Origin of the sequence: Paenibacillus sp. USHLN196 (assembly GCF_037144955.1) — a bacterium.
Taxonomy (GTDB): domain Bacteria; phylum Bacillota; class Bacilli; order Paenibacillales; family Paenibacillaceae; genus Paenibacillus; species Paenibacillus xylanexedens_C.
In genome coordinates this window covers 124398-140779 of the sequence record NZ_JBBCYH010000015.1, presented here as the reverse complement: position 1 = coordinate 140779, position 16382 = coordinate 124398, and the positions used below count along the sequence as shown (strand labels likewise).

At 48.0% G+C, this 16382-nt stretch carries 15 protein-coding genes; 11 read left to right on the top strand and 4 right to left on the bottom strand.

From position 1 onward, the window contains the following. The first annotated feature begins 17 nt into the window (after nucleotides 1-17). A complete protein-coding gene (locus WFI24_RS28180; RefSeq protein WP_336765240.1) occupies nucleotides 18-2198 on the top strand; it encodes a HelD family protein in 2181 nt (726 codons plus the stop codon). A gap of 127 nt (nucleotides 2199-2325) precedes the next feature. Here WFI24_RS28180 and WFI24_RS28175 read toward each other — a convergent pair whose 3' ends face one another. Together WFI24_RS28175 and WFI24_RS28170 are read right to left on the bottom strand one after the other, a co-directional pair. Next, nucleotides 2326-3186 (bottom strand): DMT family transporter, encoded by an 861-nt coding sequence (locus tag WFI24_RS28175; protein WP_336765239.1) that lies wholly within the window; start codon nucleotides 3184-3186, stop codon nucleotides 2326-2328. 38 nt (nucleotides 3187-3224) lie between these two features. Beyond that, nucleotides 3225-3968 (bottom strand): SDR family NAD(P)-dependent oxidoreductase, encoded by a 744-nt coding sequence (locus tag WFI24_RS28170; RefSeq protein ID WP_336765238.1) that lies wholly within the window; start codon nucleotides 3966-3968, stop codon nucleotides 3225-3227. 136 nt (nucleotides 3969-4104) lie between these two features. On the opposite strand from WFI24_RS28170, the gene WFI24_RS28165 reads away from it, so the two are divergent. The 4 genes from WFI24_RS28165 to crcB (WFI24_RS28150) are packed head-to-tail and all read left to right on the top strand — an operon-like array spanning nucleotide 4105 to nucleotide 7133. Further along, nucleotides 4105-4992 (top strand): LysR family transcriptional regulator, encoded by an 888-nt coding sequence (locus WFI24_RS28165; RefSeq protein WP_336765237.1) that lies wholly within the window; start codon nucleotides 4105-4107, stop codon nucleotides 4990-4992. A gap of 42 nt (nucleotides 4993-5034) precedes the next feature. Continuing rightward, nucleotides 5035-6342 (top strand): replication-associated recombination protein A, encoded by a 1308-nt coding sequence (locus WFI24_RS28160; protein WP_145323989.1) that lies wholly within the window; start codon nucleotides 5035-5037, stop codon nucleotides 6340-6342. A gap of 33 nt (nucleotides 6343-6375) precedes the next feature. Continuing rightward, nucleotides 6376-6777, top strand: coding sequence for a fluoride efflux transporter CrcB (gene crcB / locus WFI24_RS28155; protein ID WP_336765235.1), 402 nt, complete (start codon nucleotides 6376-6378; stop codon nucleotides 6775-6777). Then, nucleotides 6774-7133: a fluoride efflux transporter CrcB gene (gene crcB, locus WFI24_RS28150; RefSeq protein ID WP_336765234.1), complete on the top strand. Its 360-nt coding sequence runs from the start codon at nucleotides 6774-6776 to the stop codon at nucleotides 7131-7133. The genes crcB (WFI24_RS28155) and crcB (WFI24_RS28150) overlap by 4 nt, the downstream gene beginning before the upstream one ends. Nucleotides 7134-7264: 131 nt before the next feature. Here crcB (WFI24_RS28150) and mnmA read toward each other — a convergent pair whose 3' ends face one another. Then, nucleotides 7265-8389 carry a tRNA 2-thiouridine(34) synthase MnmA gene (mnmA, locus tag WFI24_RS28145; RefSeq protein ID WP_145323983.1) on the bottom strand — a complete coding sequence of 375 codons (1125 nt, stop codon included), beginning with the start codon at nucleotides 8387-8389 and terminating at the stop codon, nucleotides 7265-7267. Between the two features lie 321 nt (nucleotides 8390-8710). On the opposite strand from mnmA, the gene cymR reads away from it, so the two are divergent. Next, complete coding sequence (gene cymR / locus WFI24_RS28140) at nucleotides 8711-9130, top strand: cysteine metabolism transcriptional regulator CymR (RefSeq protein ID WP_076212458.1); 420 nt, start codon at nucleotides 8711-8713, stop codon at nucleotides 9128-9130. A gap of 177 nt (nucleotides 9131-9307) precedes the next feature. Here the strand turns inward: cymR and WFI24_RS28135 are convergent, their stop codons facing one another. Continuing rightward, nucleotides 9308-9682 (bottom strand): hypothetical protein, encoded by a 375-nt coding sequence (locus WFI24_RS28135; RefSeq protein ID WP_336765232.1) that lies wholly within the window; start codon nucleotides 9680-9682, stop codon nucleotides 9308-9310. Nucleotides 9683-9814: 132 nt separating this feature from the next. Here WFI24_RS28135 and WFI24_RS28130 point away from each other — a divergent pair, with 132 nt between their 5' ends. The 5 genes from WFI24_RS28130 to alaS all read left to right on the top strand — a co-directional run bounded on the left by WFI24_RS28130 (nucleotide 9815) and on the right by alaS (nucleotide 16291). Continuing rightward, nucleotides 9815-10966 carry a cysteine desulfurase family protein gene (locus tag WFI24_RS28130; RefSeq protein WP_336765231.1) on the top strand — a complete coding sequence of 384 codons (1152 nt, stop codon included), beginning with the start codon at nucleotides 9815-9817 and terminating at the stop codon, nucleotides 10964-10966. Nucleotides 10967-11130: 164 nt separating this feature from the next. Continuing rightward, nucleotides 11131-11652: a PRC-barrel domain-containing protein gene (locus tag WFI24_RS28125; protein WP_145323979.1), complete on the top strand. Its 522-nt coding sequence runs from the start codon at nucleotides 11131-11133 to the stop codon at nucleotides 11650-11652. 10 nt (nucleotides 11653-11662) lie between these two features. After that, nucleotides 11663-11872, top strand: a complete 210-nt coding sequence (locus tag WFI24_RS28120; protein WP_017686815.1) for a hypothetical protein — start codon at nucleotides 11663-11665, stop codon at nucleotides 11870-11872. Between the two features lie 295 nt (nucleotides 11873-12167). After that, a complete protein-coding gene (locus WFI24_RS28115) occupies nucleotides 12168-13235 on the top strand; it encodes an AI-2E family transporter (protein ID WP_145323978.1) in 1068 nt (355 codons plus the stop codon). 434 nt (nucleotides 13236-13669) lie between these two features. Continuing rightward, on the top strand, nucleotides 13670-16291 hold the full coding sequence (gene alaS / locus WFI24_RS28110; protein ID WP_336765289.1) for an alanine--tRNA ligase: 2622 nt from the start codon (nucleotides 13670-13672) through the stop codon (nucleotides 16289-16291). The last annotated feature ends 91 nt before the right edge of the window (nucleotides 16292-16382 follow it).

Here is a 16382-nt window from a genome sequence, read left to right as displayed (position 1 = left end):
TAGGAGGTAACTGAAACATGTCAGACAGCTTTCAAAGTGCCTATCAAGAAGAAGAGTACAGGTTAGAGCGAACGATGGAGGAAGTGGACAGTCAGCTGGAACGGCTGCAGAACATTCCGGTGTATACCGGCCACGACTTCACAGAACAAGTGCTGGAAGCTGGACGCGAAGAGCGCCGCACCGCCTTGTCCAAGAGCGCGCAGCAACCCTATTTCGGACGCTTGGATTTCGAAGAACAGGGCAGTGGTGCACGGAAACCGCTGTATATTGGCAAAATCGGTGTAGACCGCGAAGAGGTGGGAGAGCATCCGCTCGTCATCGATTGGCGTGCTCCTGTCGCAAGCCTGTTTTACTCATTTACGGGAGGCGAAGCCTCCGCTACGTATGAAGCCCCAGAAGGGCTTATTGAAGGTCTCGTATATCTGAAACGAAACGTTGTCATTCGGCAGCGGATATTGGAACGTGTGGCGGATACATATAACCGTGACAGCGACCAGCCAGCGGTATCCGATGAATTTCTCGTCTATCGTCTGGGAGAGAACAAGGACAACAAACTCCGTGACATCGTATCTACCATTCAGGCGGAGCAGGATCTGATCATTCGTGCGGCGCGAAACACCGCATTGATCATTCAGGGTGTGGCCGGATCCGGGAAAACAACGGTTGCCCTGCATCGGCTTGCCTTTTTGCTGTATCAGTATAAGGAGCAGGTATCTGCGGAGAAAATGGTTATTTTTGCACCCAACCACATGTTTCTGGATTACATCTCGGATGTGCTCCCGGAACTCGGAGTAGGGGACATTCAGCAGCGGACATTCCCGGATTGGGCAATGAACCTGCTGGGACTGGAGATGCCACTCGCGGATACGTCGGAGACATTGAATACCTGGTTTGAAACACCTGATGCACGACCTGAATTGAATGATGATGTACCTGGACGTTACAAAGGATCCATCCGCTTCATGGAGCTTATTCGAGAGTGGCTGTCGGGGATGGAAGCAGATTCCGTACCGGATATGGACTTCAGTCCATGGGATGGTAAGGTGCTCAGCAAGACGGAGATCGAGAACTGGTTCGGTCAGGAATATAAGCATTATCCACTAGCCAAACGCAAAGAACGGGTCATGGCGCGGGTTCACCGCTGGATTGAGATGGAACTTAAGAAACCGATGCCAGAAGCTGTGCGCAAAGAACGCAAGAAAAAAGCATCTACTCGTGAGAAAGCTTATGCCAAGAAATGGCCGCAATATGAGCCGCTTACATTATACAAACAGCTGTTCAAAGCTGCAAAGGGTGGGTCTGTGCCTGCGTCACTCAGCGGGCTTATTCCAAAACTTGTCATGAAACAAACGGCAGCAGATCTGAAGCAGGATATCGTCCGTGAAGAGGATCTGCCTGCATTGGTATACATTCATACACTGGTTCATGATATTGAGGGTTCGGAGCGGTTCGATCATGTCGTGATCGATGAAGCGCAGGACTTTTCACCATTCCATGTGGCGTTATTGGATCAGTTCGTCAAAGGACATTCCTTCACCATACTGGGTGACTTGTCCCAAGGCATTCATGAGTACCGTGGTGTTCATGCGTGGGAAGAGATGAGTTCTCTATTTCCTGAGGAACAGAATGCATACTTTGCATTGACCCGAAGCTATCGTTCGACGATGGAAATTATCGACTATGCGAACACGATTCTGGAACGTGGCGTCAAGAGCGGGATTACGGCGATACCTGTTTTCCGGAGCGGTGATCCGGTTCGAACATTAGCTTATGGAGACGAAGGGCGAACAGCGAGTCTTGAAGAGGCTTTGAAGGTGTTAACGGTCAAAGACTACCGAACCGTCTCCATTCTGACCCGTACACTGCATGAAGCAGAGGAACTTCATCGTGAACTGCAGGCCGCAGGCTGGGATCTGAATCTGATCGATGGTGGCAAAAAGCAGTACACGGGTGGACACTCCGTTTTACCAGTCTATCTGTCCAAAGGGTTGGAGTTTGATGCCGTTATTGTGGCAGACGTAGACCAGAAGCATTATTTGCCGAATGCGGGTGATGCAAAACTGTTGTACGTTGGTTGTACACGGGCCTTGCATGAATTGTGGTTGTTCCACGAGGGTGAACTGCCGATCTATGCGGCTGCAACACATAATCCCGACGGCGAGCCGGTAACCATTCAGGGTTGGCCAGAGCTTGGTTAGATAAAGTTTGCTTATACAACAAAAGGCATGACGTTTATGGGAAAGTCTCATAAGCGCATGCCTTTTCTGCTTTTGTGCGAGAATAGCTTCATTTTTCGACGAAGAACGACGGGGAGTTCAAGTTAAGTTATGTTACGCTATTTCTCATTCTGGACGAGCGACGGTTCACCAGGAATATACCGACACCAATGAGTAAACCGCCTGCCAATGCAAACCACTGAACGTGCTCTCCCAGCAAAATCCAACTCGACAATACACCAAAGAACGGTGCCAGAAACAGATACGAACTGGTTTGGGCGGGGTCACTATTCTGCAGCAGATAAAACCAGAGTGAGAACTGGATGATGGAGCAAACAAGTGTTAACCAGAGCAGCACCATCACTGAGGTGGTATTCACCATAAAGTGAGGCTGTTCAGTCCATACGCTTAGCAGAAGCAGCGCTGCCCCTCCCGCGAGCATCTGATAAGCGGTTAAGACAAAAGTATCGTAGCCATCGCCCCAGCGTTTGATGAGCAATGTCGATACTGCAAAGGAGATCGCACCGCCAAATCCAATCCAGGTTCCAGGGCTAAAGCTCATATGCCATCCAAAGGTTAACATAATCCCCACGAAACCGAGCAGAACACCGATCCACTGACTGTAACGGTAGGTCACTCTATATAAGAGAGCACTGAGGATAATGACCAGCAACGGATTGGTAAACGTAATAATGGCCGATTCACCGGATGTAATCCAGTTCATGCTGTAATAGGCGCAGCCCATCACTCCTGCGGATTGGAACAGGCCAATGAGGATTATTTTCAACCAAGACTGCCACTTGGTAGGTAAAGGACGTTTACGCAGGAACCAGGCCATCAATCCACCAGCCAGTACATAACGTATGCCCATGAGCAGGAAAGGTGGGGCATATAACATGCCGATCTTGCCAACTGGAAAAGAAGTTCCCATGATTAACGTTGTCAAAATGATCAATAGTGTATATTTCATTGGTTTGATAATCCAGGTATCTCTATCATGACTGGAGCTCATAACGTCTGTCCGCTATCTACAGTAATCAGCTGTCCGGTCATGGATTGCTGTTCTAGCGCGGCACAGATCATGTGTGCGATGTCCTCAGGCGAGGCAATTTTCTGTAACAACAGCTCTCCACCGAGACGATGCATTCGATCCTCATTTCCAGCCCACCACCTTGTAGCAACTGCACCAGGGACGATAGCATTCACCCGAATATGTGGTGAGAGAGCGTGCGCAAGTGATAAGGTCAGACCGTGCACGGCTGCTTTGGAGACAGCGTAAGGAAGGGAGGAGCCTGAACCCGTACTGCCTGCGATGCTGCCCAGATTTACGATAGAACCACCGCCAGCCCGCTTCATATCTTCCGTCACTGCACGAGCACAATGAAACATGCCTTTCACATTTACATCAATTAGTTCATCCCAGACGTCATCTGTAACTGATTCCAGATCGTGCAGGGGGATATGATGAGTGATGCCGGCGTTATTCACAAGCGCAGTGATTGGGCCATGGGTTTCAGTTATTGTGGTGACCATCCGCCTCACATCAAGGTCATCGGCAACGTTGGCTTGAACGGCCAATGCATGACCTCCTGCATCCAAAATATGTTGAACTGTCTCGTTTGCTGCATCTCGTGAGCGGGAATAGTTAACGGCAACCAACGCTCCGCGCTCAGCCAGCATCAGACTTACAGCACGACCTATACCTGTTCCACCACCAGTGATCACAGCAACTCTATTTTTCCAGTATGTCATGCTGAACACTCCTTATCATCATCCAGTCAGCTGACTGGTTTGGGATCTACATGAATTGTAGTCCGGTTTACACATGAAGTATAATGATTGGTAATGAAGTGGATATCATTTTGAATGATGTCAGAGTGGAGGGACCATGGAGAGCGGGGATCTTAGAATATTTCAGTGTGTTGCACAGGAAGGAAACCTGACCAAAGCTGCTTCTAAACTGGGGTATGTGCAATCGAACGTAACGGCACGAATCAGGCATCTGGAAGCAGAAGTGGGTACAACATTGTTCATTCGTCATAACCGAGGCATGACGTTATCTCCAGCCGGAGAGATGCTGCTGACCTATGCGGATAAAATCATTGGTTTGCTGAATGATGCTTCCAAGGCGCTTCGGGCGACGAGTACACCATCAGGGCCGTTGCGAATAGGGTCTACACAGACTGCCGCAGCGGTACGTTTACCTGAGCTTTTTGCAAAATACTATAAACAGTATCCCGACGTGTCCTTGTCACTGGCTACTGGCAACTCGCAGATGCTTATTGATCAAGTGATTGGGTATGAATTGGAAGGAGCATTTATTGGCTGTGCCTGTGATCATCCTGATATCGAGTCTATCGATGTATTTGATGAAGAGCTATTTGTAGTTTCCTCGGGTGTGGGACCAGAAAATGAACTTACCCGTAAGCCGATCCTTGTATACAGCATGGGATGCTCCTACCGACAAACGTTAGAGGAGTGGTTGCTCTCAAGTGGGGTAAACCGTCCGGTGATTATGGAATTCGGTACATTGGAAGCAATTATCAGTGGAGTAACATCGGGGATGGGGATTTCTCTGTTACCGGAGATTGTAATTCGGCAGCAAATTGAAAATGGCAGCCTTCGCAAACATTCGCTCCCTTCCGGCATAAGCCACATGATGACTCGTTTTATTACACGCAAGGATGCGTTTGTCAGCAGTGCGCTTGGCGCATTTATGGCTATGTTACCGCGGGAGTATGATATGATAGAGAGTGGAGAACCACCAGAAGCGTAATTGTACACAAGTCAAGGCAATCCGTTAAGGAAGTGATGAGCAATGGATTTATTTTCGTTTCAACAGGATTCAAAGCCACAAGCTAGATTGCTTGCGGACCGCATGCGGCCAGAGCACCTGGATGAATATATTGGACAGGAACATATTATTGGACCGGGGAAATTACTCCGGCGCGCCATCGAGGCTGATCAGATTTCGTCGATCTTGTTATACGGCCCTCCGGGATGCGGGAAGACAACCCTGGCACATATTATTTCCCAGCAAACACAAGGACAGTTCGTTCGCCTGAATGCAGTGGAAGCTTCCGTCAAGGATGTGCGTGAAGTCATTGAACAGGCCCAAACGAACAAACAGCTGTATGGAACGAAAACCATTCTGTTCCTCGATGAGGTACATCGGTTTAACAGTTCACGTCAGGACGCGTTATTGCCAGCGGTAGAGAAGGGCACGATTATTTTTATCGGCGCGACAACAGAGAATCCCTTTCATTATGTCAATGGAGCCTTGATGAGTCGCTCCACCCTGTTCCAGCTGGAATCGTTGAACAAGGAGCATTCCCTTATTGCAATGCGCAGAGCATTGAGCGATGCGGACAAGGGTCTGGGATTCATGGAGCTGCAGGCAGACGATGAGGCGCTTGAACATATTGCTACGATGGCCAACGGGGATATTCGGCGTGCGCTTAACGCGCTTGAACTGGCTGCGTTGACCACGCCACCGGAGAAGGATGGATCCATTCATATTACGCTTGGTGTGGCAGAAGAGTCTATTCGGCGACCGATTGTGAAGGCGGATGAATCCACACAGTATGATGTGCTGTCTGCATTTCACAAGAGTATCCGGGGTTCCAGTGATGCTGCGCTGTTTTGGTTTCTATACGCGGTGGAGAAGCTCGGCATGGACCCGATGACCTTTATTCGGCGTCTGATTGCAGCGAGCAGTGAAGATATTGGACTTGCGAACCCGCAAGCCATGACTCAGGCGATTGGAGCACTTGATGCGTATCGGAATAACGGCTGGCCCGAAGCCAAGCTGAACATTGCACAAGCGATTCTGTTCGCAGTCGAAAGTCCAAAATCCAATGCGGTGTACACCGCCATTTCCAAAGCCATGAACGCCATTGATGAGGTGAAATCGGCAGAAGTTCCGCTTCACTTACGAGATACACATTACTCTGGTGCCGTAAAACTGGGACATGAGGGCTATCAATATCCACATAACTATCCAGGGCATTACGTGAAACAGGAATACTTGCCAAAGCAGCTCTCACGCAGAGTATTCTATGAGGCCACGGAGCAGGGTAACGAATCGAAGATTAGGCTGAACCAACAACGACGCAGGGAATTGTAAGATCAGATAGATCACTCGGGAGATGCACATAACATGAAAGAAATTTTATATATAGGAGCAGGTGGATTTCTCGGCACATTAACCCGATATGCCATACAGTTAGGGATACCAGCTGCTCATGTAGGCTTTCCTTGGGCGGTGCTGTTAATCAATGCGATTGGCAGCCTTTTTTTGGGTTGGTTTTTTACCATCGCTGTTCCAGGCAAAATAACCCCACAACTTCGACTTGCGATTGGCACAGGCTTTACTGGCGCATTTACGACATTCTCCACGTTTACACTGGATATTGTTCGTTTATCCGAAAGTGGAGAATGGGTCAAAGCCGCGATTTATATGGTCGTAAGTCTGTTGGCAGGGTTGTTGCTCTGTGCGCTGGGAATGAGCCTTGGACAACGTACGTTGGGATCACGAAGCCAAGAGGGTGATGCCTTATGATCCTATGGATTGGTTTTGCAGGTGTGTTGGGTGCAGTTCTGCGTTATAGTCTGGGAAAATGGGTCTCTGGCTTGCTGGGAACGGCTTTTCCGTGGGGAACATGGATTATTAATATCAGTGGTTCACTTCTGCTTGGGCTGTTATATGGGTGGCATCTATCAGCAATGGTCTCAGATGGGGTCTGGGTGATCTGGGGAACCGGATTCTGTGGTGCATACACCACATTTTCGACCTTTGGCTATGAGACGGTAGGACTTATGGGTCGACAACGATACGCCAGAGCGGCGCTCTACGTTGTAAGTTCCGTTGTAATCGGGGTGCTGGCCTCCTTGGCAGGAGTCTGGTTGACTGCATAACGAACTAATTTTATTTTTTTTGCAAAGAAAAGCAGGAAAAAAGCCATCCTTCATGGTATACATGAAAGACGGCTTTTTTAATAGGGATACACGGTATTGTGTATAATCCGCATTTTAATGGACATGCTCTATTACTGCATTGCGGGTACAGGTACTTTTTGCACTTGATCAATCGTACCTCCGCCGAGGCATACCTCTCCGTCGTAGAAAACAACGGCTTGTCCAGGTGTAATGGCTTTTTGTTGCTGATCAAATTGTACATCTACACTTCCATCTTCCTGCCAGGTCAATGTAACACCTTGATCCGGCTGACGATAGCGGAATTTGGCTGTACAACGGAATGGCACATTAGGCATGTGCTCTGCACCAGCAATCCAGTTCACACCCGTTGCGGTTAGACCTGTGGAGTACAGACTTGCGTGGGCATCACCCTGAACAACAAGCAGTTGGTTCTTCTCCAGATTCTTGTCTGCAACGAACCAGGGCTCACCATTGCCGGAACCACCAATGCCAAGACCTTGACGCTGTCCAAGTGTGTAGTACATCAGACCGTCATGGCGACCTTTGACTTCACCGGTCGCAATATCAACCATGTCTCCGCCTTTGGCAGGCAGATAGTTACTCAGGAACTCTTTGAAGTTGCGTTCGCCGATGAAGCAGACACCTGTACTGTCTTTTTTCTTGGCGGTATACAAACCAGCGGCTTCTGCAATTTTGCGTACTTCCGGTTTGGGCAGGTGACCAATCGGGAACATGGCTTTGGACAACTGGTTCTGATTGAGTGCATTAAGGAAATACGTCTGATCCTTGTTGCTGTCCACGCCGCGCAGCAGCTTGAACGTACCATCTTCTTCAATCAGACGAGCGTAGTGTCCTGTAGCTACATAATCTGCGCCGAGATCCAGAGCTTTGTTCAGGAATTCACCAAATTTGATCTCACGATTACACATGACATCCGGATTTGGCGTACGACCCGACTTATATTCATCAAGGAAATAGGTAAATACTTTATCAAAATATTCTTTCTCGAAGTTGACAGTGTAGTAAGGAATGCCGATCTGTTCACATACGCGGCGTACATCCTCTGAATCTTCTTCAGCGGTACAGTGGCCGAACTCGTCGGTGTCATCCCAGTTTTTCATGAAAATGCCGATGACATCGTACCCCTGCTCTTTCAGCAGCAGTGCGGTAACGGAAGAATCGACACCTCCGGACATGCCAACGACGACCCGTGTATTTTCAATTGTTTTGGACATCGTTATCACCATTTCTATATATAAATGTGTTTCGTTTCTTATTCTAGCATAACCGGACTCAAGATACGATACACCCGGCCAATTTTGGATAGTGTCCACCACAGACGCACATTTTGGAATATCGTCAATCTTTCTTTACCATAAAGCATGCAGATATGTTAACATTAGCTGAGGGTTATGATCGGAATACGGAGGATTAGAAGGTTAAAGTTTAGTTCTATGAATCTCTGCTGTGGATAGATCGTGAACCAGGCGGTTATGGACCACAGGATAAAATATAAAGTTTCCAATCGTTTCTGAAAATTGAAAGAGGTGACTCCTTTGAAAATATCGACAAAAGGCCGTTACGGCCTCACGATCATGATGGAGCTGGCTGCCAGAACAGGCGAAGGCCCTACATCACTTAAAAGCATTGCTGAGCGCAACCAGCTCTCTGAACATTACCTGGAGCAATTGATCGCTCCGCTGCGCAATGCAGGACTGGTTAAGAGCATTAGAGGTGCTTACGGCGGTTATATCCTTGCAGGTGATCCTGCAACCGTGACTGCAGGCGATGTAATCCGTGTACTGGAAGGGCCAATCTCTCCAGTAGATTTCACAGAGGAAGATGATCCGGCGAAACGTGATCTATGGTTGCGTATTCGTGACGGCATTGCGGAAGTGTTGGATTCCACAACACTGAAAGACCTGATTACATTCCAGGATCAGGACAAAAAAGATAGTTACATGTTTTACATTTAAGATCATTAATTCGCATCACAGAAGCCACAATAAAGCCCCCAACTTGGGGGCTTTAGACATGCCAATGGGTACTTTGTTCTTCAATTTCTACAGATCATATTAATTGAGCAGGGCTATGTATTCAGCCGCGGGATTTACAAGATGGTCAAGTGTGAACTTAACTGGATAACTTGTAACTCAGCGACTTTTTAAGGTTTCTATATCAGCTTCCATGCGTAACTGACGGCGATTCAAAATATCAATGCTGTGCTGATGGGTATTCAATTCGGTAGTTACTTTGCGTTCAGATGCAGAGTGGGAAGCGTCAAGACGTTTCGTAACGGTCAATGTTTCCATAACAGCTTGTTGAAGAAGCGGAATGTTTTTGGTTTGTTCCTCAATGGCATTAAGTCTGTCATCGACAGTGTCTAGTCTGCTCTCTACGGCACCGAGCCTCTCTTCCATAGCATCAAGCCGGTGGTCTATTTTTCCAAGATGTCCATCAATACTGTCGAATCGTTTGTCCATCTGTTGAAGCTGATTCAGAATCTGCCCGAGAATGGGATCACTCATGTCTCTCTCTCCTTTTTGAAATGGATATAGAACATTATACACGAAGTTGTGACAATAGAGCATCCGTTTCAGTTTCCAATTTTGACAGTTTGCCTTCAAATAGAAATTTAACATATAACGGGGTGAAGATAAATGAAACGAATTTATTTGGATCACGCCGCATCGACACCTATGCATCCACAAGTCGCAGAAGCGATGATGAACGTCATGACAGGGCAATATGGCAACGCATCAAGTATCCATGCCTTTGGGCGTGAAGCCAAACGGACCGTCAGCGGAGCAAGGGATGTCATTGCGGCGTCTTTGGGCTGTTTCCCGGACGAATTGGTATTTACCGGAGGTGGCACGGAGAGTGATAATTTGGCAATCTTTGGAGCAGTCTCAACAAGACAGGACAAAGGGAAACACGTCATTACGACAGCAATTGAGCACCATGCTGTTTTGCATACGTGTCAGGAATTGGAACGTCAAGGCTACGAAGTAACTTATCTATCTGTTGATCGTTATGGACGAATAAGTCTGGATGAGCTGCGAGAGGCTATTCGACCGGATACGGTGCTGATTACCATGATGTATGCCAACAACGAAGTGGGCACGATTCAGCCTATACGCGAGGTGGGTGAGCTTGCCCGTCAGCATGATATTCTGTTCCATACCGACGCGGTTCAGGCTCTGGGCAGTCAGAATATTTCCTGTAAAGAACTGCCTGTGGATCTGATCAGCTTCTCTGCCCATAAAATCAATGGACCTCAGGGCGTGGGTGCACTCTATGTACGGCGAGGGATTGTGCTGGAAGCTAGAGCTCATGGTGGACTGCAAGAGCGTCAGCGGCGCGCGGGTACAGAGAATATAGCTGGCATTGTCGGATTTGCAGAGGCCCTCAAAATTGCTTCATCACATGCGGAAGCGCATCGTCAGCATGATCTGGAATTACGGAAACTTCTGTTGGAACAGCTCGAAATTCATGTGGGGACGGAGCGCTTTCACGTGAATGGACACCCGGAGCATACGCTGCCAAACATCCTGAATATCAGCTTTCCGGAAGTGTCCACAGAGACGATGTTAATGAATCTGGATATGGAAGGGATCGCTGTTGCAAGCGGTTCGGCATGCACTTCCGGTTCGCTTGAAGTATCTCATGTACTCAAAGCGATGGATCTGCCTGAGACTTTTTTACACTCTGCGATTCGATTCAGCTGGGGATTGGGTAATACTACGGAAGAAATCATGATAACCGCCGAAAAAATTGGAACCATTCTTGGACGACTGCGTAATAGACCCTAAGGGGAACTTTACACATGGAACAGAAGGAGGGAAGAAGTTCCATTTCATCGGTTGGATAGAAGCGGTTTTGATGATCGGCGTCTGATTGCCACTCATCAACTTTGGGCATACCTAGCAATAGCGCCGCGCCTATTTAATGATAAGAAGATGAGGGGGACCCAACGATGAAGCTTCAGGAAATGATCGGACTTGCCGTTTTTGATGTTGAGGACGGGAAGCAGGTCGGTAAAATCCAGGATTTCATTGTGAATGATGATTGGCAGATTGAAGGCATTGAACTTGAGAACAAAGGCCTGTTTACCAATCATGTCAAAATCGTGCAGTGGCAAGACATCGTTGCCTACGGCGAGGATGCCGTCATGATCCGTAATCAACAGGCTGTCCGCAAGACGGGAGCCGACGACATAAAATACACGTACCTCCTCGGTCGGTCTAAATTGAAGGAGATGTCCGTGCTCACCGAAGAAGGTTTGCTGCTTGGACGTGTCTCTGATGTTTATTTTGACCAAGAGTTGGGAAATACAATAATAGGGATTGAAATTACGGACGGTTTTGTGTCCGATCTGATCGAGGGCCGTAAATGGCTGCCATGTACAAGTGATATGTCCATCGGGGAAAGTGCCATTATGGTGCCGCCGCTGAGTGAACAACGCTTGGAAAATGCCATTCATTCTGTTAATGGATAGGTGAATGAATATGAAATGTCCAAACTGTAGTTCCAAAGATATCGGGAAAATTGGTTCCCACCAGTTTTATTGCTGGGGATGCTTTATTGAATTAACGGTGAACGGTGAGAAAATGTCTGTATATCAGGTGGAAGAAGACGGTACGCTGAGTTCCCTGGATGATCTCTTTTTCGGGGACGAGCTGCCGCAAGACTTCCCTCATCTTCACGCTTCTTCTTAAAAAGCAGGATAACTTCCTCTATATGCGGTTTCTTGACAATGTCTGTCATGGAATGCTGTCATGTATTGTTGGCAGATGTATATAGATGCGGTTACATAATGGTTCGGGAGAGACATGGTTGATTATATGCTACTCCGGACCGCAAGATGCGCTTCCTTCTCTGATGAAGGAGGCGTTTTTTTGGGTTCAAGAGAAAATGTGAGGATTGCTGCTTTCCACTTCTGCGCTGTGTTAATAAATATTACCTTTCCTACATATACTGACTCTCAGAGCCAGTCCAAAAGGAGGGATGCACGTGGAGCAATTAACTAAACACAAGCTGTTCCGTTACGCGATCTGGCTGCTGCTCGGGTTGATCATTCTGTATTTTATATGGCTGCTGCGGCCTTTACTGCTTCACATATATGCTTTCCTGAAAACAGTGCTGGCCCCTTTCATCGTAGCCCTTATCATATCCTATGTACTCAATCCGATTGTCAGTATGCTGGGAGGGCGCAAGGTGCCGCGTACGATCGCGGTATTGCTCATATATGCCTTTTTCCTGACCTGTATCGGTGTCATTCTCATGAATGTCATTCCGGTATTGATTGAACAGCTGGAAGAACTCAACGAACATATGCCGGAGCTGTCCATGCGTGCCCAGAGTCTGATGAACAATATGGATCACAAATTAATGCCGCCAAGTGTCCGAACGGGCATGAACAGCTGGTTCTTTCAGATGGAGGATCGACTAACTCAGGGAATTGCCGTGCTCATGGACAATATCGGGGCGACCATTAATGTGTTATTCAATGTGTTTATCGTGCCTTTTCTGATCTTTTATATGTTAAAAGATTTTGAGGTATTTGAGCGCACCATTGTGGCGTATCTTCCGCGTTCACGTCGTAAATCAATTGTATCGGTGATGAAAGAGATCGATACTGCGCTGGGAAACTACATACGAGGACAGTTTATTGTCTGTGTCATTGTCGGTATCTTTGCCTACATTGGTTATATCGTCATTGATATGCCGTATGCCTTGCTGCTTGCGAGTATTGTGGCTGTATTTAACATTGTGCCTTATCTTGGGCCGTTCCTTGGCGCTGCCCCCGCCGTGGTCATGGCATCGACGGTATCATTTAAAATGGTGCTGCTCGTTGTCATTGTGAATACACTGTGCCAAGTGCTGGAGAGCAACGTTATTTCTCCTCAGGTGGTGGGACGTACGTTGCATCTGCATCCACTGTCGATTATATTTGCGCTGCTCGTCGGAGGCGAATTGGCAGGCATTGTAGGTCTGATTCTGGCCGTACCCGTTTTTGCCGTCCTGAAGGTCATTGTGCAGCACTTTTTCGCCTATTACATCAAACGAAGGACCGACTAAATAGTAGGGTCAAAACATCAAGGAGGCCGCGTTGACACCCGCTTGTGCTACCGATATAATGAGTGTGTATGTTTAGAACATGAAATCGATGATGAAATAAAGTACGCCGAGGTTCCTTTCCTCAGAGAATAGACTTCTTCGGATCAGGGTGAGCCTGAATCGATGGCTGGAAGAGTCTTGGAAGATGAAGCGGCGGAAAGCTAATTTCGGAGTGCAGGACAACCCTGCCGGGAGCGACCGTTATTTCGCATTAACGAGGAGATTGTTTGTTGATCCGGGCAGCAAGGGATGAACAGCAATAACCAGGGTGGTACCGCGATAACATCGTCCCTGATTATTCAGGGGCGTTTTTTGTGTTTATTTTTACAAAAGCAGTGTTGACCAACCGGAGCGAATACGCAACGGACTATTATAATTTAATGGGGGCATCCAGTATGAAAGCCAGTGAAATCCGGTCCAAATGGATAGAGTTTTTTGCAAGTAAAGGTCACAAAATCGAGCCGAGCGCATCGCTCGTGCCTCACAACGATCCTTCTCTTCTGTGGATCAATGCAGGTATGGCACCGCTCAAACCATATTTTGACGGACGTGAGAAACCGGAGAACCCGCGCCTTGCGAACTCTCAAAAATGTATCCGTACCAATGATATTGAAAATGTCGGCAAAACGCGCCGTCACCATACGTTCTTCGAAATGCTCGGCAACTTCTCCATTGGAGATTACTTCAAGGAAGAGACCGTTACATGGGCATGGGAGTTCCTGACGAGCAAAGAGTGGATCGGTTTCGATCCAGAGCGTCTGTCCGTTACGGTATATCCGGAAGATGAAGAAGCTTTCAAACTGTGGAATGAAAAAGTGGGACTGCCTGCGGAGCGTATCATCAAATTGGATGAGAACTTCTGGGATATCGGCGAAGGCCCATGTGGACCTTGTACCGAGATCTTCTATGACCGCGGCGAAGCTTATGGAAACGACATGAGTGATCCCGAGATGTACCCAGGCGGGGAAAATGAACGTTATCTGGAAGTGTGGAACCTGGTATTCTCCCAGTTCAACCATAACAAAGATGGCAGCTACACACCGCTTCCTAACAAAAATATTGATACAGGTGCTGGTTTGGAGCGCTTTGCTTCCATTCTGCAAAATGTGGATTCCAACTTCGACACAGACCTGTTCCAACCGATGATTCAGAGAACAGCCGCTCTTGCGGGTGTGAAATATAACGACAGCGTCGAGATTGATGTTGCACTGAAAGTCATTGCCGATCATATCCGTACGGTTGCTTTTGCAGTGGGTGATGGCGTTCTGCCAAGTAATGAAGGACGTGGATATGTCATCCGTCGTTTGCTCCGTCGTGCAGTTCGTTATGGAAAAGTACTTGGGCTTGACCGTCCATTCTTGTATGAACTGACAACAACCGTTGGTGAAGTCATGGGCATGTACTACCCTGAGGTAGTAGACAAACAGGAGTTCATCGCTAAAGTGATTAAAACCGAGGAAGAGCGTTTCCACGAAACACTCACGGATGGTCTGGCTATTCTGGCTGATATCAGCGGCACTGCCAAATCCGAAGGACGCACGGTTATTAGCGGACCTGAAGCTTTCAAACTGTATGATACGTACGGTTTCCCGTTTGACCTGACAGAAGATTATGCCGCAGAGCATGGTCTGACTGTGGATCGTGAAGGGTTTGACGCTTCCATGCAGAAACAACGTGAGCTTGGACGTGCTGGGCGTCAAGAGAACGAGAGCATGAAAGTTCAAGGCGGACCACTTGCCGATCTGGAGGTTAAAAGTGAGTTTGTTGGTTATACTGACCTGTTGACGGAAGCAAAAGTGGTAGCCATCGTTGCAGGTGACGCCCTTGTTGATACTGTAGGCGAAGGACAGACGTGCCAGGTTGTTCTGGACAAGACTCCGTTCTACGCAGAAAGTGGCGGTCAAGTGAGTGACCAGGGCTTGCTGCTTGGAGCTGGTGTGACAGCGAAAGTACAAGGTTTGTTCAAAGCTCCGCAGGGACAACACGTTCATTTGGTGACGGTAGAGTCCGGTGAATTGCGTGTGGGTGAAGTTATCCGTGCTGAAGTAGATGCAGCCAAACGTGGTGACATTATCAAAAACCATACAGCTACCCATTTGCTGCACAAAGCACTCAAAGATGTGCTCGGAACTCACGTAAATCAGGCGGGATCGCTCGTTGAGCCACAGCGTCTGCGGTTTGACTTCTCTCACTTCGGCAGCATTACGCCGGAAGAGTTGACAGAGATTGAGCGTCAGGTGAACGAACAGATCTGGAATCGTCTGAACGTGAACATCGAGCTGAAAGCTATTGATGAGGCGAAAGAAATGGGTGCGATGGCCCTGTTTGGCGAAAAATATGGAGATATTGTGCGTGTCGTTCAAGTTGGAGACTACAGTTTGGAACTTTGTGGCGGCTGTCACGTAAATAATACTTCAGAGATCGGAATCTTCAAACTGGTGAGCGAGAGCGGAATTGGCTCCGGCGTGCGCCGGATCGAAGCTGTAACTGGCCGTGGCGCATATCTGTATGTGGAAAGCCAGTTGGAACTGCTCAAGCAATCAGCAACGTTGCTCAAAGCGAATGTGGCTGATGTGCCTAAACGGATTGAAGGTCTGAACCAACAACTGAAAGAAGCAGCCAGAGAGACTGAATCCCTGCAAAGCAAACTCAGTGCCATGGAAGCAGGTCAACTGACCGATCAAGTGGTACAAGCAGGAAATACACAATTGCTGGCAGCACGCGTAGATGCTCCGAACATGGACGCGCTTCGCACGGTGGCAGATGAGTTGAAAATCAAATTGCCTAACGCCGTACTCGTATTGGGTGCCGCAGCCGATGGCAAAGTGAATTTTGTAGTAGCTGTACCTGCTGAACAAGTAAAACAAGGTCTGCACGCAGGCAAAATCGTCAAGGAAGTCGCGGCAGTATGCGGCGGTGGCGGTGGTGGACGTCCAGATATGGCACAAGCCGGAGGCAAGGACGCATCCAAGCTGGATGAAGCACTGAAACTGGCGGTTTCACTGGTTAGCCAGTAAAGGACAAGTAAAAAACACAATTGCCTTATCCTTTGTTTACTTGTGGCAGTCAGAATATGTTATTATATAAACAGAAATCAATTCGGCAGGA